Source organism: Pigmentiphaga aceris (assembly GCF_008119665.1).
Lineage (GTDB): Bacteria > Pseudomonadota > Gammaproteobacteria > Burkholderiales > Burkholderiaceae_B > Pigmentiphaga > Pigmentiphaga aceris.
Genome location: NZ_CP043046.1, coordinates 5,622,340 through 5,640,819, shown reverse-complemented (window position 1 = coordinate 5,640,819; position 18,480 = coordinate 5,622,340). Strand labels below are relative to the sequence as shown.

The 18,480-nt window shown below is 63.6% G+C and carries 17 protein-coding genes; 11 read left to right on the top strand and 6 right to left on the bottom strand.

Translation table 11 applies throughout. The annotated features are described in order from the left end of the window. Nucleotides 1–30 precede the first annotated feature (30 nt). From FXN63_RS24300 to ubiB, 3 genes are all read left to right on the top strand, one after another. Entirely contained in the window at nt 31–1,038 is a 1,008-nt protein-coding gene (locus tag FXN63_RS24300) for a Tim44 domain-containing protein (RefSeq protein ID WP_148818086.1), read from the top strand. A gap of 416 nt (nt 1,039–1,454) precedes the next feature. Continuing rightward, nucleotides 1,455–2,075 (top strand): ubiquinone biosynthesis accessory factor UbiJ, encoded by a 621-nt coding sequence (locus FXN63_RS24295; RefSeq protein ID WP_148818085.1) that lies wholly within the window; start codon nt 1,455–1,457, stop codon nt 2,073–2,075. 4 nt (nt 2,076–2,079) lie between these two features. Continuing rightward, on the top strand, nt 2,080–3,636 hold the full coding sequence (ubiB, locus tag FXN63_RS24290) for a ubiquinone biosynthesis regulatory protein kinase UbiB (protein WP_148818084.1): 1,557 nt from the start codon (nt 2,080–2,082) through the stop codon (nt 3,634–3,636). A 102-nt stretch (nt 3,637–3,738) separates the two neighbouring features. Here the strand turns inward: ubiB and FXN63_RS24285 are convergent, their stop codons facing one another. The 3 genes from FXN63_RS24285 to FXN63_RS24275 all read right to left on the bottom strand — a co-directional run bounded on the left by FXN63_RS24285 (nt 3,739) and on the right by FXN63_RS24275 (nt 7,666). After that, on the bottom strand, nt 3,739–5,361 hold the full coding sequence (locus FXN63_RS24285) for a methyl-accepting chemotaxis protein (protein WP_148818083.1): 1,623 nt from the start codon (nt 5,359–5,361) through the stop codon (nt 3,739–3,741). A 200-nt stretch (nt 5,362–5,561) separates the two neighbouring features. Beyond that, entirely contained in the window at nt 5,562–5,750 is a 189-nt protein-coding gene (locus FXN63_RS24280) for a hypothetical protein (protein WP_148818082.1), read from the bottom strand. A gap of 293 nt (nt 5,751–6,043) precedes the next feature. Beyond that, complete coding sequence (locus FXN63_RS24275) at nt 6,044–7,666, bottom strand: methyl-accepting chemotaxis protein (RefSeq protein ID WP_187395017.1); 1,623 nt, start codon at nt 7,664–7,666, stop codon at nt 6,044–6,046. A 304-nt stretch (nt 7,667–7,970) separates the two neighbouring features. On the opposite strand from FXN63_RS24275, the gene FXN63_RS24270 reads away from it, so the two are divergent. Continuing rightward, complete coding sequence (locus FXN63_RS24270) at nt 7,971–9,404, top strand: high affinity choline transporter 1 (protein ID WP_148818080.1); 1,434 nt, start codon at nt 7,971–7,973, stop codon at nt 9,402–9,404. Between the two features lie 88 nt (nt 9,405–9,492). Continuing rightward, nucleotides 9,493–9,975, top strand: a complete 483-nt coding sequence (rfaE2, locus tag FXN63_RS24265; protein ID WP_148818079.1) for a D-glycero-beta-D-manno-heptose 1-phosphate adenylyltransferase — start codon at nt 9,493–9,495, stop codon at nt 9,973–9,975. A gap of 89 nt (nt 9,976–10,064) precedes the next feature. Here the strand turns inward: rfaE2 and FXN63_RS24260 are convergent, their stop codons facing one another. From FXN63_RS24260 to FXN63_RS24250, 3 genes are all read right to left on the bottom strand, one after another. Further along, nucleotides 10,065–10,901 carry an SPOR domain-containing protein gene (locus FXN63_RS24260; RefSeq protein ID WP_148818078.1) on the bottom strand — a complete coding sequence of 279 codons (837 nt, stop codon included), beginning with the start codon at nt 10,899–10,901 and terminating at the stop codon, nt 10,065–10,067. Nucleotides 10,902–10,997: 96 nt separating this feature from the next. Then, nucleotides 10,998–11,906: a type III pantothenate kinase gene (locus FXN63_RS24255; RefSeq protein ID WP_148818077.1), complete on the bottom strand. Its 909-nt coding sequence runs from the start codon at nt 11,904–11,906 to the stop codon at nt 10,998–11,000. Next, nucleotides 11,903–12,787, bottom strand: a complete 885-nt coding sequence (locus tag FXN63_RS24250) for a biotin--[acetyl-CoA-carboxylase] ligase (RefSeq protein WP_148818076.1) — start codon at nt 12,785–12,787, stop codon at nt 11,903–11,905. The genes FXN63_RS24255 and FXN63_RS24250 overlap by 4 nt, the downstream gene beginning before the upstream one ends. Before the next feature lie 198 nt (nt 12,788–12,985). Between FXN63_RS24250 and FXN63_RS24245 the strand changes: the two genes are divergently transcribed. The 6 genes from FXN63_RS24245 to FXN63_RS24220 all read left to right on the top strand — a co-directional run bounded on the left by FXN63_RS24245 (nt 12,986) and on the right by FXN63_RS24220 (nt 18,465). Then, the gene (locus FXN63_RS24245; RefSeq protein WP_148818075.1) at nt 12,986–14,119 is read left to right on the top strand and encodes an MlaE family ABC transporter permease; all 1,134 of its coding nucleotides are present in this window, start codon (nt 12,986–12,988) and stop codon (nt 14,117–14,119) included. A gap of 40 nt (nt 14,120–14,159) precedes the next feature. Next, a complete protein-coding gene (locus FXN63_RS24240; RefSeq protein ID WP_148818074.1) occupies nt 14,160–14,966 on the top strand; it encodes an ABC transporter ATP-binding protein in 807 nt (268 codons plus the stop codon). Next, nucleotides 14,967–15,956, top strand: coding sequence for an MlaD family protein (locus tag FXN63_RS24235; RefSeq protein WP_148818073.1), 990 nt, complete (start codon nt 14,967–14,969; stop codon nt 15,954–15,956). Continuing rightward, nucleotides 15,953–16,606, top strand: a complete 654-nt coding sequence (locus FXN63_RS24230; RefSeq protein ID WP_148818072.1) for an ABC-type transport auxiliary lipoprotein family protein — start codon at nt 15,953–15,955, stop codon at nt 16,604–16,606. Before FXN63_RS24235 ends, FXN63_RS24230 begins: the two co-directional genes overlap by 4 nt. Nucleotides 16,607–16,617: 11 nt before the next feature. Further along, nucleotides 16,618–17,751, top strand: coding sequence for a VanZ family protein (locus FXN63_RS24225; RefSeq protein WP_148818071.1), 1,134 nt, complete (start codon nt 16,618–16,620; stop codon nt 17,749–17,751). A gap of 69 nt (nt 17,752–17,820) precedes the next feature. Beyond that, on the top strand, nt 17,821–18,465 hold the full coding sequence (locus FXN63_RS24220; RefSeq protein ID WP_148819786.1) for an alpha/beta hydrolase: 645 nt from the start codon (nt 17,821–17,823) through the stop codon (nt 18,463–18,465). Nucleotides 18,466–18,480: the final 15 nt, after the last annotated feature.

Below are 18,480 nucleotides of genomic sequence, written 5' to 3'. Positions count from 1 at the left end.
GTTACGTCAAATCAAAGGAGATACCCTTTTATGTCACGCGGATTCTTTTCTCGCGTCTTGCCGGCAGCGCTGATCGTGGTCAGCACGCTCGCAATGACCGCAGTGTCTTACGACGCTCAGGCCAAGCGCCTGGGCGGTGGCGGCAGTTCGGGCCGTCAATCCAGCAACGTGATGCAGCGTCAGGCCACACCGCCTGCAGGCGCACCGGGCGCGGCAAGCTCGGCGGCCGCTCCGGCAGCCGCCGGCGCGACCGCTGGTGCAGCGGCAGGCGCGGCACGTAGCGGCGCATCGCGCTGGTTGGGTCCGGTTGCCGGCATCGCTGCTGGTCTGGGCTTGGCCGCACTGTTCTCGTCGATGGGCCTGGGTGGCGCGTTGGCTGAGTTCATGAGCAGCTTCCTGCTGATTGGTCTGCTGGCCTTCGCCGCGATCTTCATCTTCCGCAAGCTGCGTGGCGCGAAGCCTGCCAACAACGGTGCACAACCGGCTTTCCAGGGCGCTGGCGCTCAGAAGACCGGTGGTTTCGATCCGATCGGTGATCGTCGTGCCGCACAGGGCAACAACCTGCAACGCGAAGCCGCGCCGGTTGCTGCTGCATCTGCCGCGAACTTCTCGCCGGCTGCCAACGGTTTGCCCGCTGGCACCTCGGAAGTGGCTGCTGGTGCAACCTGGGCAATTCCGGCCGATTTCGATACGGCTGGTTTCCTGCAGCACGCCAAGCGTCATTTCGTCGAACTCCAGAAGATCTGGGACCGTGGCGACACCGCTGCGCTGCGTGACTACGTCACCGACGACATGCTGGCCGAGCTGACTCAGCAAATGAGCCAGCGCACCGGCACCAACGTGACCGAAGTGGTCCTGTTGAATGCTGAACTGATGGGCATCGAAACCCTGTCGGACGGTTACCTGGCCAGCGTGCGCTTCTCGGGCATGGTCCGCGAAGAAGTGGGTGCCGAGGCTACGCGCCTGGAAGAGGTCTGGAACCTGTACAAGCCGACCAACGGTGGCGGCTGGTTGCTGGCAGGTCTGCAGCAGCTGTAAGCAGTGAGCTTGAAGTCGGGCTTTGGCCCGACTGCATGACAAAACGCCTGTTCTGTAATGGAACGGGCGTTTTTGCTTTGTGGTGACAGTTGGCATGTGCCTGTGGCCTGCAACTTGTCGGCATCTTTGCGGACTGGAAGGGCGAGGCGGGTGATGCGGATGTTTTCTTGTCCCAGACTTGATCGGTAGTCAGGCCTGCAACGAGACTGCTGTAGCCGATTACGTGGGATAAATAAATACGTCAGCTCAGAACGATAGATCGGGACACTGCTGGATACACCTGACCGCTGCCGTCAACCTGCCCTGGCTGCCGCGTCGCCATCGTCACTTCCCTGCACTGGTATTCTTGAGTCCTTCCGGCGATGCGGGTGTCTGCGCGTCGCTGCAGTTCCTGAATTTCAGTTCGAGCCGCCTTCATGCCCTTGCCGATACCGACCCCTGCCGCTGCAGCGACACGGGCGTTCAATGCCTTGCTGGATCGAGAGCCCTGGGCGCGCGATCGCTTGCAGGCCCATGCCGGAAAGACGGCCAAGCTGGCGCTTGGTGGCTTGACCTTCGCATTTGGCATTACCGCTGCAGGTCATGTGGCACCGGCATTGGAAGCCGTGGCCCCCGACGTCGTGCTGACCGTCGCCACCGACAAGATCAGCAGCCTGATGTCAGATGACCCCGCACGCCGCATGAGCGCCGTGCGCATTGAAGGCGATGCGTCGCTGGCGCACACCATCAGCGACCTGGCGCGCGATCTGCGCTGGGATGTGGAAGAAGACCTGGCTGGCGTGGTCGGTGATGTGGCCGCATTGCGTCTGGTGCAAGGCGCGCGCGCCATCAATGCTGGCGTGCGCGATGGCGCATGGCGCCTGGCGGAAAACCTGTCGGAATACGTGACGGAAGAAGCCGGGTTGGTGGCGTCTGCCCCAGCCTTGGCTGCCTGGAGCGGTGACGTGCGTCGTCTGCGTGACGGTGTCGAGCGTGCAGACAAGCGTCTGGAGGCCTTGCGCCGCCGCGTTGACGCACTCACGTCCGGGCAGGGGTGATGACATGCTGACCCTGCTTCGCCTGTTCCGAATCCTGACGGTCGTATTCCGCTACGGCCTGGACGACTTGGTCTTGTCCGGTGTGCGCACACGCGGCTTCCCGCGCCTGATCAAGTTCATGCGTTTTGGCCGGCGTTACACGTCGCCGCGCGGTGTGCGTCTGCGTCTGGCCCTGGAATCGCTGGGACCGATTTTTGTGAAGTTCGGCCAGGTGCTGTCGACCCGGCGCGACCTGATGCCGGAAGACATCGCCGATGAACTGGCGCTGCTGCAGGATCGCGTGCCGCCATTCCCGTCGGAACTGGCGATTGCCTTGATCCAGAAAGAACTGGGCCAGCATCCCGACACGCTGTTTGCCAAGTTCGATCACACGCCGGTCGCGTCTGCGTCGATTGCGCAGGTGCACTTTGCGGTGCTGCACGACGGTCGCGAAGTGGCGGTGAAGGTCTTGCGCCCCGGCATGTTGTCGGTGATCGACGAAGATTTGCGTCTGCTGGGCATCGTGGCGCGCCTGATCGAGCGCGCATCCCCGGACGGCAAGCGCCTGAAGCCGCGCGAGGTGGTGGCCGAATTCAACACCTACCTGCACGACGAACTGGACTTGCTGCGTGAAGCCGCCAACTGCAGCCAGCTGCGCCGCAACTTTGCGCCCGGCACGCCGCGTGGTGACATGCTGCGTGTGCCCGAAGTGATGTGGGACTACACCACGGCCGCCGTCTTCACAATGGAACGCATGCATGGCGTGCCGGTGGGGCAGATCGAACGCCTGCGTGCGGCCGGCGTGGATATTCCGAAGCTGGCGCGTGATGGGGTGGAAATCTTCTTCACCCAGGTGTTCACCGACGGGTTTTTCCACGCCGACATGCACCCAGGCAACATTCTGGTGTCGGAAGACCCGGCCACGCTGGGGCGCTACGTGGCGCTTGATTTCGGCATCGTGGGTTCGCTGTCCGAGTTCGACAAGAACTACCTGGCGCAGAATTTCCTGGCGTTCTTCCAGCGCGATTACCGCCGGGTGGCGCAGTTGCACATCGAGTCTGGCTGGGTGCCAGCCAATACGCGTGAAGAGGCCTTGGAAGGCGCAATTCGCGCGTGCTGCGAGCCGTACTTTGACAAGCCGCTGGTGGAAATCTCGCTGGGTCAAGTCTTGCTGCGTCTGTTCCAGACCTCGCGCCGCTTCAACGTCGAGATCCAGCCGCAACTGGTGTTGCTGCAGAAGACGCTGCTGAACGTTGAGGGCTTGGGCCGTCAGCTCGATCCCAATCTTGATCTGTGGAAAACCGCGCGCCCGTATCTGGAACGCTGGATGCACGAGCGCGTGGGCCTGGTGGGACTGAAGCGACGGCTGAAGGACGAGGCACCGCAGTGGGCGCAGTTGCTGCCCGAATTGCCCCGGCTTGTGCACAACAAGCTGTCACAGCCGGACTATGGCCCGGCGCTGGTGGTGGAACTGGCGCGCCTGCGTCAGGCGCAGGAGCAGGGCAATCGCTGGACTGCCGCGCTGATCGGTGTGCTGGCGATGGCGCTGGCCGTCGCCTTGTGGGCCTTGATGGGCGGGTGATCGGGGATAGAGGGAGCGCTTGAATCGGCGCTCACACCGGCAATTCACCGACGATTACACGCCGATGAATTGCCAATGAATCGCCGATCAACGACCTTCTTATCAAGGCAGCTTGAACCGCGACACGGCGTTTTGCAGATCGGTCGCCAGCGAGTCCAGCGCGATCACATTGTCGTTGGCTGCACGCGTGGCAGCCACTGACTCTTCCACCATGACGGCGATGCGTTCCACGTTGGCCGCAATGTTGGCGCTGGCCAGGCTTTGTTCAGACGTCGCGTTGGCCACGTCGTGAATGTGTTCCAGTGCCTCGCTCGACGCGGTATTGATCCGCTTCAGCGCATCGGCGGCAGCACCGGCCTTGCTCACACTGCGACCCACCTGCGGGGTGATGTCTTCCATGCTCTGCACCACGGAACCGGTGTCTTGCTGGATACGATCCAGCATGGTGTCGATTTCGGCCGTGGCCTTGGTCGTGCGTTCGGCCAGATTGCGCACTTCATCGGCCACCACCGCAAAACCGCGGCCATGTTCACCGGCACGCGCCGCCTCGATCGATGCATTGAGCGCCAGCAGGTTGGTCTGGCCCGCGATTTCCTTGATGACGTTGGCAATGCTGCCGATATCGTGCGTGCGTTTGGCCAACTGACCGATCAGGGTCGACGAGCTGGCGATCTGGTTGGCAACGCCTTCGATTTCCTGCGACACGTCGTTGATCAGGTGTTCGCCTTCCGTGGCCGCAGTTGCCGACGACACCGCGCTTTCGCGGGTTTCGCGGGCATTGTTCGAAATCTGGTCGACGCTCACAGCCATCTGCTCGATCGCTGCCGCCGTCGATGCCGTCGCTTCGGACGACTGCACCGATGCATGGTTGATCTGCGTCATCTGCGCGCTCAGCTGGCTGCTGGCGGCAGACAATGACACCGACCCTTGTTTGATGGTGGCGATCATCTGGCGCAGGTTGGCCTGCATCTGCACCATCGACCCCAGCAGGCTGTCCGGGCGCACCTTGGCGCGCGGTACGCGGCTCAGGTCGCCGTTTGCGATTTCGCGCACCACCATGACCGCATACGCTGGCTCGCCCCCCAACTGACGGCTGATGCTGCGTGCCATCGAAAACGCAATGCCACCGATCACCAGCAACGCGATCAGGCCGCCAATGCCGAACCCGAACGCATATCGCCAGAACTCGGTTTCCACATCCTGGGTGTTCAGGCTGGTGCCCAACAACCAGTTCCATTCAGGAACCTGCTGAATGCCCACAAGCTGCGGCACCATTGCTCCGGTTGCGCTGTTACCGCTCATGACGTTCACGTAGGTGAACTTGCCACCGGTCTGTTTGACTGCATCGATGAACATTTGCCCGGTGGTACGCCCGTCGGGTTGCTTGCTGCCCGGATCGAACGTGCCTTCGCGTTTCGGATCAAGGTGAACCAGGACCATGCTGTCCGACATGCGGCGAACGAACATGAAATTGCGGCCATCGCGCAGGGCGCGGATCGCATCGGTCGCCCGGGATTGCGCATCGGCTTGGTTGAATTCGCCCGATTTTTCCCGTGCACGGTAGGCATCGATCAGGTTGCCCGCCATCTTGACGCTTTGTTCGACCGAGTCTCGACGCTCTTCCAGCATCGCTGTGCGCAGCGAAAACAGGGCTGCGCCGGCAAAGGCCACCAGGCCAAGTGCTGCTGCGATGACCATGATGGCCAATCGAGTAGATATTTTCATGAATGAACCGCTTTGGTAATGCGGGCGAAGGCCATCAGCGCCTTTGCCGCAATGCACTGCATGTGCAGTAGGGAAAACCCGATAGTCATCCTCTTAACGGCTCGTATTTCAGAAAATCAATCTGTAGTACTACGTAGAGGTAGATTTTTTTACGGGTAAATTGAACTGCCGAGTAGTCCATCGGGCAGACACGAGCAGGATCAAGACAGCTTGAATCTCGCCACTGAGTCCCGGAGTTCGGCCGCCAACACATCGAGTGCCGTCACGTTGTCGTTGGCTGCCCGGGTGGCGGCCACCGATGCTTCGACCATGCCCGGGACACGGGCTCTGTGAGGGTTGTCCGAGTCGACCTTGCCTGCGCGGGCTGGGGCACCGCGAACCAGCAGCATGCTACGTGTGAAGATGAAATCGCTGCCGTTGCATGCACTGCGCGGCAGCCAGCAGCATGAGGGTCAGTCGGATGGAAATTTTCATATCAGGTCATTCTCTGGATAAGACGCGGCACGGCGTCTTGGCCAGACTGACCAAAATAGGGACGCGTTCACGACGAACACGTCTGATGCCGCGTCGGGCGCCGAGAATACGAGCTATTTCCCAGGGCAGAAATCATACAAAAGCGTTAGCTGAGTCTCAGCTGTAAGACGGCACGTCGATTCCAACCGACGTGCGCGCCCCTGTCCAATCAGGCCAGCTTGAAGCGCGACACCGAGTCGCGCAGTCCATTGGCCAGGTTTTCCAGCGCGGCAACGTTGTCATTGGCTGCGCGCGTGGCGGTAACCGAGGCTTCCACCATGCTGGCAATGCGTTCCACGTTGGCGGCAATGCTGGCACCCGCTGCGCTTTGTTCCGACGTGGCGTGCGCAACGTCGTGAATATGCCCGAGAACCGCATTCGATGCTGCATTGATGCGCTTCATCGACTCCGCTGCCTCGCCGGCTTTGGACACGCTGCGGCCGACCTGCGGCGTGATCGCTTCCATGCTCTGCACCACCGACCCGGTTTCATTCTGGATGCGATCCAGCATGTCGTTGATCTCAGACGTAGCCTTGGCCGTGCGTTCGGCCAGGTTGCGTACTTCGTCGGCCACCACGGCAAAACCACGGCCATGTTCGCCTGCGCGCGCCGCTTCGATCGACGCGTTCAGTGCCAGCAGATTGGTCTGCCCGGCGATTTCCTTGATGACATTGGCAATGCTACCGATCTCGCGCGTGCGATTGGCCAGTTCGCCGATCAATACCGACGATGCACCAATCTGGCGCGACACGCCTTCGATTTCCTGTGAGACGTCATTGATCAAATGTTCGCCTTCCTGCGCGACCGAGGCCGATTCGTTGGCGCTGTCGCGGGTTTCGCGCGCGTTGGCGGAAATCTGGTCCACGCTGACCGACATCTGTTCGATGGCGGCGGCGGTTGACGAGGTGGCGTCTGAAGACTGCACCGATGCATCGCTGATCTGCTTGATCTGCGAAATCAGCTGGGTGCTGGCCTGGGCAAGCGAATGGGCGCTGTGCTGGATGGTTTCGATCATCTGGCGCAGGCTGATCTGCATTTGTGCCATCACGCCTAGCAGGCTGTCTGGGCGGCCGTGCAGTTGCGGGGCCTGGCGCAGGTCGCCGTTGGCGATGTCGCGGGCTACCTGCACGGCATAGGCCGGTTCGCCGCCCAGTTGGCGGGTGATGCTGCGCGCCATGGCAAAGGCAATACAGGCCACCAGCAGCACGGCCACCAGGCCGGCTGCGGCGAAGAGGGTGGCGTATTTCCAGAATGCGGCTTCGATGTCGTCAACATACAGACCAAAGCCGATCAGCCAGTTCCAGTCGGCGATACGGTACAGGCCGTTGACCTTGTCTTCCATTTCACCCGTCAAGGGGTGTTTGGCGGCGATATTGACCGTGGCGCTGTCGCCACCGGCTGCCTTCAAGGCGTCCAGATACACCTGGCTGGTGGTGCGGCCGTCGGGTTGTTTGCTGCCCGGGTCGATGGTGCCTTCCCGCTTGGGGTCGCGGTGGACCATCAGCATGTTGTCGGCAATATTGCGCACAAATACGAAGTTGTCGCCGTCGCGCAGTCCGCGTACCGCCTCACGTGCGCGCAGTTGGGCATCGGCCCGGCTCAATTGGCCGGACTTTTCCAGGGCACGGAAACTGTCGATCTGCTGGGCGGCCAGCTTGACCAGCAAGCTGATTGACGCTTGGCGTTCGCTCATCATGGCCTGGCGCAGCGAAACCAGGGCGACGGTGGCGAATGCCGCCAGTCCGAGCGTGGCAACCAAGACCATGATGGTCAGGCGGACAGAGATTTTCATGAAAACTTCTTGTGGGTGAATCGATCGGCTGGGGGAGCCGGACAGGCGCGCATGAGGATCATCCTGACGATGGATTGCCCTTGCACGACACCATGGCCGGATATCAGGGTTAACGGCATACTCCCGCATGGGTGAAGAATCTGCCGCCGAACGGTTTGTCCGCCTGGCAGCAGGCCTATACGGCGATCGGGCGCAGGCAGATTCACCTTCGGTCAAGCGAAAAAAAAGCCGTCGGACGACGGCCATGGCTGTGCGATACTCGCGCGGTTTTTTCACAAAAAATATAGGGAGGCGGCCGTTCACCATGGTCATTGGGTTTGTTGCGCTATATCTGTTGGCCTCGGTCGCCGTTGGCCTCTACGCCACCAAGTGGGTGAAAAACTCGTCTGACTACGCAATGGCCAGCCGCGCGCTGCCCTTGTATATGGTGGTCACGACCACCTTCGCGACCTGGTTCGGTTCCGAACTGGTGCTGGGCGTGTCGTCGGTATTCATCCAGAAAGGCATTTCCGGGGTGGTCGAAGACCCGTTCGGTGCCTCGCTGTGTCTGGTGGTGGTCGGCCTGTTCTTCGCCGGTCGGCTCTACAAACTCAATCTGCTGACCATTGGCTCCTACTACCGCGAGCGTTACGGCACCGTGGTGGAAATCCTGATGAGCGTGGTGATCATTCTGTCCTACCTGGGCTGGGTCGCAGCCCAGGTCAAGGCGCTGGGACTGGTCTTTCACATGCTGGCACCCGACCTGTTCTCACAGGAAATGGGCATGATCATCGGCATCATCATCGTGCTGGTGCACACCATGTTCGGCGGCATGTGGTCGGTGGCCATCACCGACTTCCTGCAGATGATCGTGGTGGTGGTCGGCCTGATCGCGATTGCCTGGATCGCCACCGGCATGGTCGGCGGCATCGACGTGGTGATGGCGCAAGCCAGCAGCCGGGACCTGCTCAAGCCGCCGTCGCTGGCAACGCCACACGATGCGCTGTTCTTCTTTGCTGCGCTTGTGACAATGATGTTCGGGTCGATTCCCCAGCAGGACGTCTATCAGCGCGTCATGTCGGCCAACAACGTGGATTCCGCGCGTCGCGGCCCCATCATCGGCGGCATCTGCTACCTGCTGTTCGCCTTCGTGCCGATGTACATCGCGGTATCGGCGTTCACCATCATGCCCGAAGAGGTCAAGACGCTGCTGGCCGATGACCCGCAGAAGGTGCTGCCGAACCTGATTCTTGGCCACATGCCGGTGATTGCGCAGGTGTTCTTCTTTGGTGCCTTGCTGTCGGCCATCATGTCGACCGCCTCGGCCACCTTGCTGGCTCCGTCGACCACCTTCGCCGAAAACATCTTGCGTCACTTCCGCCCGAACATGAACGACAAGCAGTTCCTGTTCTCGCTGCGCGCCTCGATGGTGGCATTCACGGCCTGCGTGCTGGTGTTCGCCCTGCATTCCACCGACAGCATCTATGAGATGGTGGCCGGTGCCTATACGGTTACGCTGGTGGGTGCCTTCATTCCGCTGGTGTTCGGCCTGTACTGGAAGCGCGCCACCACCCAGGGGGCTTTGCTGTCGGCCATTCTGGGCACCGCCGCCTGGCTGACGTGCAAGATGCTGTGGGCGGAGGCCTTCCCGCCAGCGCTTGCCGGCCTGCTTACGGGGCTGGTCGCCATGGTGCTGGGCAGCCTGCTGCCGCAGGTGCTGCGCACCCGTGTGAAACCCTCGCTGCACCCCGCCATCTGATCGGGTCTGGCCCGCGTGGGGTCACCCCGCGCGGGCTGGGACTGCCCGGTCCTGCCCGCGCCGCTTCATGTCATTTCCAAGGCCTGTCATGTCTGCCCGTTTTGAATCCAAGATTTTGTCTCGCGACGCCTTGCTGGCCCAGGCCAGCCAGTGGCCGCGTCCGCTGGTGTTCACCAACGGCGTGTTCGACATCCTGCATCGCGGGCATGTGACCTATCTGGATGCGGCGGCACAGTTGGGCGGCACGCTGGTGGTGGCGATCAATTCCGATGCATCGGCGCGCAGGCTGGGCAAGGGGCCGGACCGGCCGCTGAACAACGAGGATGATCGTGCTGCCTTGCTGGCGGCAATGGCCTGCGTGGGGGCGGTGTGCTTCTTTGACGAAGACACGCCCGAAGCCGTGATCGGTGCCCTGAAGCCCGATCTGATCGTCAAAGGCGGTGATTACGACATGGAACGTCTGCCGGAAACCGCGCTGGTTCGCAGCTGGGGCGGGGATGCGGTGGCAATTCCGTTTGAGCACGCCCGTTCCACCACCAAGCTGGTGCAGAAGATTCGGGGTGCGCAATAAGTCTGAGTGGGCTGGGGTGCGCACCGGCCTGGATTTCAGCCTGAAACTAGGCCTTCAGGCGCTTGCCGTCTGCGCCTGATGCAGCCCGATCAGGCCTGGCATTCTCGCAGCGTGTGGGTCGGGAAGCTGCTGCGGCCCGCTTCCAGCCCGTCGCGCACTTGTGCCGATACCGGCCGCAGGGTCAGCCAGGTACGCACATTCGAACGTGCCACCAGCTGTGCGCCAGCCACGCGCTTGGAGTTCAGCGACTCCATGAAGCGCCGTGCACCTTCTTCGGACCGGAACAAGCCCAGCGACACCGCATGCTGGTTGGGGCCCGGGTCCTGGAACACAAACACATCTTCGATCCCTTGCTGACGCAAGGATGCGGCACGCGCCTGTGCGGCGGCGGCGTTGCGCAGCGGCGGAATACGCACCATCCACGACTGCGCTTCCTCGCCGCGTCGGGTGTTGACCGTCAGTTGCGGGAAGCGGGCTGACAGCCAGACCAAGGCCTGAGCCAATTCGGTATCGGCAAAGCTGCCCCATTCCATGCAGGCCGGAACGGGGGCGGCTGTGGTGGCGATCTGCATGGCGGGTGTTGCGGCAGGTGTCGCAGGCGCAACTAGCGCCGCCGTTTGTGTGTCGGCAACCGGTGTAATCGCCGGTGCGGGTTCAGGCGGTGTCGGGACGGGGGTAACCGTGGTGCGGGGGGGCGGCACAGGGGCGGGCGGAGCGGAAACGGTGGCTGCCGCCGCAGCGGTCTTCACGCCAAGCCCATCGACATCGACCGGTGTGCCCAGGCGAATCGCATCCGGGCGCACCTGTTGCGTTATCCGTTCTGGATCGCGCCCCGATTGTGCAGGCGGTGCGATGCCCAGCCACTGCCGCCCGAAGGCAAGCAACAGCACATTGGCAAGCAGAAACACCACAAAAACCACACGCATAAGCCGCCACGCTGCGGGCCCGCACCCGCTGTCCCGATCGATTATAGGAGGCGTGCCGCCGTGGCGTCAGTGTTGATCTCATTTGTCATGTTGCGGTCATGCGCCAATCGCGTGATTGGCCCGCTGTCGAAGCACTGCGCGCAGGCCGTCGAGCACCGGGTGGGCCACGCGGTGAAGGGGGACAAGCACCCCGGTCAACGCCAGCAACTGCGCGATCTCGGCAATCACTGCATCGGATGCACCCCCCGTTATATATAGCGCAGGCGGGGCACCGAAGCGGGCGCGCGCAATCATCCACTGGCGCAACACGGCACCCGCTTGCGCTGCTGCACTGCCCGATGTAATCGCGTCGTGGGTGTCGGCAGGGAAGTCCAGCACACTGCCTGCGGCGGTGGGCAACTGCGCAGTGCGTTGCGCCAGCGCATCGCGCATCAGGTTCCAGCCGGGCACGATCAACCCGCCGACAAACACGCCATCAGGGGAAATCGTGTCCACGGTGGTGGCGGTGCCGAAGTTCACCAACTGGCGAGGCTGCTGGCCGCTTGCCGGTGCAGTCTGCACATCCACGGATGTCCAGATACCCACCAGCCCCATCCAGCGGTCCGAGCCCAGCTGGGTCGGGACGCGATAGCCATTGCGCAGTCCCAGCGTCGCGTCGCCCGGTATCTGCCAATCGATGCTGCCGATTCCGCAGGGCAACAGCGCGCGCGCAATGCGCTCGGCAGCCTGCGGGCCGGCAACGTTCACGCCAATGGCCCCTTGCAATGATCCGGTCAAGGCAAGAGAAGCGGTGGCTTGTGTAGCAACGTGTGCGGCCAATCCTGCTGGTGACGGCTCGGCCAACCGCTCAGCCAACCGTTCCGCCACCCATGTCGGCAATTCGGTTTCCACTGCATCGTGGGTCAGCGCAACCGGCTCGGCGGCGTATTGCCACACGCCCGCCGCATCCTGACAAACCAGCGCCACCTTGAGCCGGCTGTTGCCGCTATCGAGTAGCAGCATCATTGCGTGGCTCCGGTAACCCCGGTATTCGACGGGGAAGTCTGGGCGCGCACCGACACATCGCCCACAGTCACCAATTGCTCACCTTGCGCGGTCAAGACCCGCAGGCGGCCGCTGGGGTCCAGACCCGCAGCATTGCCCTCGAAAAGCAGTCGCTCGCCGTCGATCACCCGTACCGGGCGGCCCAGCAAGGCGTCGTAGCGGGCAAAGTCTTCCAGAAATCCGTCCAGACCCCCGGTGACAAAACGCTGCACGGCGGCATGCCAGGCCAACGCGATGGTGCAGACCAGCTCACAGGCGTCCTGGGAGCCACCCGTCTGCTGCCAATCGGCAATCGCCCGTCCCAGGTAGGCCGACATGGCGTCGGCACCGCGCAGGTTGGTGCCCATGCCTATCACCACGCCCACGTCGGCGCAGCCCTCGGTCACCGGGCCCAGCATGACACTTTCCACCAGTACGCCCGACAGCTTGGCGTCCTGCCACAGCAAGTCGTTCGGCCACTTCAGCTTCAAGCCTTCTGGCGACGGCAGGGTTGACGCCATCGCCATGCAGGCCGCCAGCCCGCTGACGATCGACAGTGCAGGCATCGTAGCCAAGGGCAGACGCAGCCGGAATCCTGCGGACATCAACAAGGCATCACCGGGCTGGGTCTGAAACGCACGTCCTGCGCGGCCACGCCCCGCGTTCTGCATATGCGCGCCATGCAGAATCAGCTGGTTGTCGGCCGACAGGTCGCGGGCGCGCAGACGCGCCTGCACATCGGCGTTGGTGGAACCGGTCTCTGAAGACCAGACGACCTCGGCCTGCAGCGGCAAGGCTGCGCGCACCTGGCGGGCTAGATCGGCTGGCGCTGGCAGAACCAGGGGGGAAAAAAAAGCGGGCATGGGGCAGGGAAGGTGACAGCCGCGTGGCAGTGGGAGGGCAAAAGCAGGAAGGCAACACACGCGGCTTGGTGTCCAATTGATGCGATTGTAGGCAGGCTGTTGCCGTCACGGCAAAGTCGCCCCCGGCTCGTCATACACTTGGGCCATGGACGCATGCCTGTTTTTTGCGCATCCGGTGCTTGCTTGATGGTGCCGCCGATGTCGCCACCGCCTCTGTCGCCGCTTGTCGCGATTCGCTGGCAATCAGACGCTGATCGTCGCACCTGCATTTTGGCCGGTGACTGGACGGTGCATGCGCTCGCCCGTCGCGGCGAAGTTGCCGCGCGCCGCCGGACGCTGGGCGATTTCAAGGACGATACCGCCTGGGACTTGTCAGGCATCACCACCCTGGATGCCCTGGGCGCGCTGCTGCTGTGGCGGCACTGGGGTCAGCGCCTGCCGGCTACCTTGACGGCTCCGCCCGTGTGGCTGGCCGTCTTCGACATTCTGGCGAGCCAGCCGATATCGCCCGCGCCGCCCGTTACCCGGGAATGGCTGGCTCCTGTGCGCCAGCTGGGCGACGGCCTGTTTGCCGCCATGTCGCATGGGCGTGATCTGCTGCTGCTGCTGGGGCAATTGATACTCGATCTGGGCGGTTTGCTGGCACGGCCACATCGTGGCCCCTGGCGGGAAATTTCGGCCCAGTTGTATCAGGCAGGCGCGCGTGCGCTGCTGATCACGGCCTTGGTGGGGTTCCTGATCGGCGTGGTGCTGTCCTTCCTGTCGGCCCAGCAGTTGCGCATGTTCGGGGCCGACCTGCTGATCGTGAAACTGCTGGGTGTGTCGATCGTGCGCGAACTTGGCCCGCTATTGGCGGCCATTCTGGTGGCGGGCCGATCCGGGTCGGCGATCACCGCACAGATCGGCGTGATGCGGCTGACCCAGGAACTCGACGCCATGCAGGTCATGGGCATCTCCCACGGCCAGCGGCTGATTCTGCCCCGGGTGGTGGCGCTGGCGATCGCCATGCCCTTGCTGGTGGTGTGGACCGACGCCATGGCCTTATTGGGCGGTGCGCTGGCGGCCTACGTGCAGTTGAATCTGCAACCTGCCTACTTCTTCCAGGCCTTGCCGCGCGCGGTGTCTGCCGCCAACTACTGGCTGGGGGTAGGCAAGGGCGTGGCCTTCGGTGGCCTGATCGCACTGGTAGCCTGCCATTTCGGCCTGCGCATTCAGCCCAATACCGACAGCCTGGGGCGCGGCACCACCGCTTCGGTGGTGACCGCCATCACCGGGGTGATCCTGGCCGACGCGGTGTTTGCCATCCTGTTCCGCTCGGTGGGCTTGTTATGAGTAACGCCAGATTGAGTGACGCCAGATTGAGTAACGCCCAATGACCCATGCCATTGAAGCGCGTCCCCAGGAAGACGTCATCCAGATCGAAGACCTGCGGACGGCGTTCGGCTCGCACGTGGTGCATGAAAAGCTGAACCTGAACGTCAAACGCGGGGAAATCCTGTCGCTGGTCGGCGGCTCCGGCTCGGGCAAAACCACCTTGCTGCGTCAGATGATCGCGCTGGATCGCCCGGTCTCGGGTGTCGTCAAAGTATTCGGCCAGCCAGTGCATGGCGGTTCGCCCGGCCGGCGTCGTGCCTTGCGCCGCCGTTGGGGCGTCATGTTCCAGGCCGGCGCGCTGTTTTCCGCGTTGAGCGTCTATGACAACGTCGCCTTGCCGCTGCGCGAACTGCGCACGCTGCCCGAAGACCTGATCCACGACGCCGCCATGACCCGCCTGGCCCTGGTCGGGTTGGATGCGCGCGACGCCGCCAAACGGCCGTCCGACCTGTCGGGCGGCATGGTCAAACGGGTGGCGCTGGCGCGCGCCCTGGCGCTCGACCCCGAATTGCTGTTTCTCGACGAGCCCACTGCCGGGCTTGATCCCGATCGTTCCGATGCCTTTGTCGAGCTGCTGAAAGACCTGCATCGACAACTGGGCTTCACCGTCATCATGGTCACTCACGACCTCGACACCTTGTTCGCCCTGTCCGACCGCGTGGCGGTCCTGGCCGAGCGTCGGGTGATCGTGTGCGCCCCGGTTGCGCAGGTGCTGACGGTCGATCATCCTTTCATCCAGGGGTTCTTCCTCGGCGAGCGCGGGCAACGCGCTCAGGCCGAGCTGGCCCCGTCCCGGAGTGCGTAGATGGAAAATCGCAGCCATGCGCTGATCGCCGGATTATTCACGCTTGCCTTGCTGATTGCTGCGGTAATGGCTGGCTTGTGGTTTGGTCGCGACCGCGTCGAACGGGTGCCGCTGGTGCTGGTGGCCGAAGGTGGCGTCGGGGGCTTGTTGCCCCAGGCGGCCGTGCGCTTTCGGGGTATGGCGGTGGGGCGGGTCGATACGATCGGCTTCGATCCCAAAAATACCGGGCGAATTCTGGTGAATGTGCAGGTGCTGCCCACCACCCCGGTAACCGCCGCGACCTGGGCGCGCATGGCGCAGCAGGGTGTAACGGGCCTGGCCTTCATCGAGCTGGATGACGACGGCAGCAAACCCGAGCGGCTGAGCAGCACCGCCGACGCGCCGGTTTACGTGCCGCTGCGCCCTGGGCCGCTGGACGAAATCATGAAACGCGGCGCGAACATTCTGGCTGGCCTGGAAAAGACCTTGGGTCAGGTCAATCAGGTGCTGGACGGCGACAACCGCGATGCCATCCGCCGCACGCTGGATGACGTGTCACTGGCTGCGCGCAGCCTGCGCCAGACCAGCGAACAGCTTGGCCCGGTGGTGGCCGAGATCGCGCCGACCATGCGCGAAGTGCGCAAGACCGTGGCCCAGGCCGGTCAGGCTGCCGCCAACGCCGGGCAGACGGCCAACGACGTGTCGGCCCTGACGCGCAGCGTCAAGCAAGTGACCGACGGACTGGCTTTGCCGGGTGGCCCGCTGGATCAGGCAACCCGCACCATGGCCGAACTGAGCTGGGCGGCGTCGCGCCTGGCTGGCGATACGCTGCCCCGCATCAATAACCTGGCAACCGAAGGCGCGCGCGCCGCGACCACGGTCGAGCGCGCGGCACGCGCGGTTGGCGATTCGCCGCGCTCGGTACTGTTCGGCAACACCCCGCAACCCGGCCCGGGCGAACCCGGCTTCCCGGGTTTCGGTGCTAATCCTGCTCCGCGAGGCAATCGATGATCCGTGCTCTTTCTCTTCGTCTGCTGGCGGGCTCGCTGCTGGTCCTGGGCCTGGCTGCGTGCAGCGTGACCAAGCAGGTGTCCGCCCCCGAGCTGCTCGATCTGGGTACGGCCCCGGCTGCCACCAGCGCAGTCACACCGCGCGCCCCCTTGTTGCTGGACGAACTGGATGTATCGCCGCTGCTGGAAGGGCCATCAGTAATCTGGCGTGACGGCGAACTTGGCCAGCCGCAACGTTATGCCTACTTCCGCTGGGTCGCGGCTCCCGGCCAGTTGATTGAACAGCGCCTGCGCGAAGTCCTGTCGCGCAATGGGCCGATGCTGACGCGGGTCACCACGGCGCAAAGCCTGCAGCTGCATGTCTCGGTAGACCGTTTCGAACAAGTGTTCATCAACGGCCGCAGCCACGCCCAGCTAAGCCTGCGCGCCTTGCTGACTCGCAGCGGCCAGGTGATCGACCAGTTGCACGTCGATGAACGCATCGCCGCGCCCTCGGATGACGCACCGGGCGGTGCCAACGCCTTGCGCCAAGCCACCGACCGCGCCGTCATTCGCATGAACGACTGGCTGGCAAGCCGGCCCGAGACGAAGCCGGCAGCACCTGGATCAACGTCTACCTCACCTTCCACATTCGGCACTCCCCGTCGCTGACTGCAGTGAACATGCACAGCATGCCTTCGGCCGATCCGCCGGTGCGGGAACGCGCGGCGGTCGCTCAGCACGCCTCGCCTCTGGCACGCCTGGCGGTGTTCCTGGTGGGGGGGCTGATCGTCTACGCCAGTCTGTATCCGTTCACCGGCTGGACCGACACCGGTGTGCCGGCCTTTGCCTACCTGACCGCGCCCTGGCCACGTTATTGGCTGGGTGGCGAGGTCTTGGCCAATGTCTTTGTCTATGCGCCCTTCGGTGCCCTGATCGTGTGGGCGGTCTACCCGGTGGTGCGCGGCTGGCGGGCGTTGCTGCTGGCCAGTCTGATTGGCGGCGTGCTGTCTGCCGCCATTGAAGCCCTGCAAACCTTTCTGCCCTCGCGGATCGCCTCCAACATCGACCTGGGGGCAAACCTGGGCGGGACCATGCTGGGTGCCCTGATCGGCGTATTGACGGCACATGCCTTGATCGACGCCAGCGCCCTGGTGCAGTGGCGCGTGCGCTGGTTCTCGCGCGATGCGCGCGCCGCGCTGCTGCTGGCCGGGCTGTGGGTATTGCTGCAGGTGCCGCGCCAACCCATGTTGTTCGCCACCGGCGACATGTCCATTTTGCTGGGCGACTGGTTTGCGCCCGCCGTCGACATGATGCGCAGCCTGTGGACACCGACCCTCAGCCAGCGTGTGGTGGCCGAGCATCTGTGCACGGGGGCGGCAGTCACGGCAGCCGGCCTGCTGATTACCCATCGGTCCCGACCGGTTACCCCGCGTGGCTTCCTGGTGTGGGTGTTGGTGACGGCGGCGCTTGCCTGCAAGGCCGTACTGCAGCCGCTGGCAAATTCCGGCATGTCGCCTTTTGCCTGGGTCACGGCGGGTGCCGTCAGCGGTTTGCTGCTGGGTGGCGCGGCGGCCACCTTGCTGGCCTACACGCCGCGAAGCTGGCAACGTGCAGTGGCAATCCTGGCGCTGGTGGTGCAACTGGTGATCATCAACCTGATGCCGGCCGAGGAATACTTTGATGCTTCGCGCAGCATTGGTCGCACGGGCTGGTTGCACCTCGAATCCTTGATCCTGGGCCTGTCGGCGATCTGGCCCCTGGTGGCGATCTGGCTGCTGTCGCGGCCGCTGCGCCCTGGGCGTACCTCGTCATAATGGCGACCTGCGCTGAAATCTTGCGCAAATGACATCTCTTCCCGTTTTCTCGAAAGGCTGATGAGTTCCATGGCTGGCTACGCAAAAAATCTGCAATTCGACGGCCCGGCTGGCGTGATCGACTGCATCTTCGACTGGCCGGAAGGCACGCCCACCGGCTGGGCGCTGGTGCTGCATCCGCACCCACTGTTTGCCGGCACACGCGACAACAAGGTCGTGACGACCCTGTCGCGTGCATTTGTGCAGTCCGGCCTGGTGGCCGTTCGGCCGAATTTCCGTGGCGTGGGCGCGTCGGGCGGTGAGCACGCCAACGGCGTAGGCGAAGTCGATGACATGGTGTGGCTGGTCGACCGGATTCGCGCCGACTACCCGGACCTGGCGCAAGGGCGCTTTGCACTGGCTGGTTTTTCTTTCGGCAGCGCCGTCGCCAGTCAGGTGTTCGTGCAGCGCGGCCCCGACAGCGCGGCGCGTCTGGCCGTCAGCCCGCTGGTGCTGGTCGGTGCTGCCGTCACGCGTTTCAAGGTTGCAGAAGTCCCTGGCGACACGCTGGTGATCCACGGCGAGCTGGACGAAACCGTGCCGCTCCTGCCGGTCATGGAATGGGCGCGCCCGCAATCCGTGCCAGTGGTGGTCATTCCCGGTGCCGACCATTTCTTTGGCGGAAAGTTGCCGATGCTCAAGCACTTATTGTTGTCGCGACTCGCATTGCCTTGAACAGCGCCGTGTAGA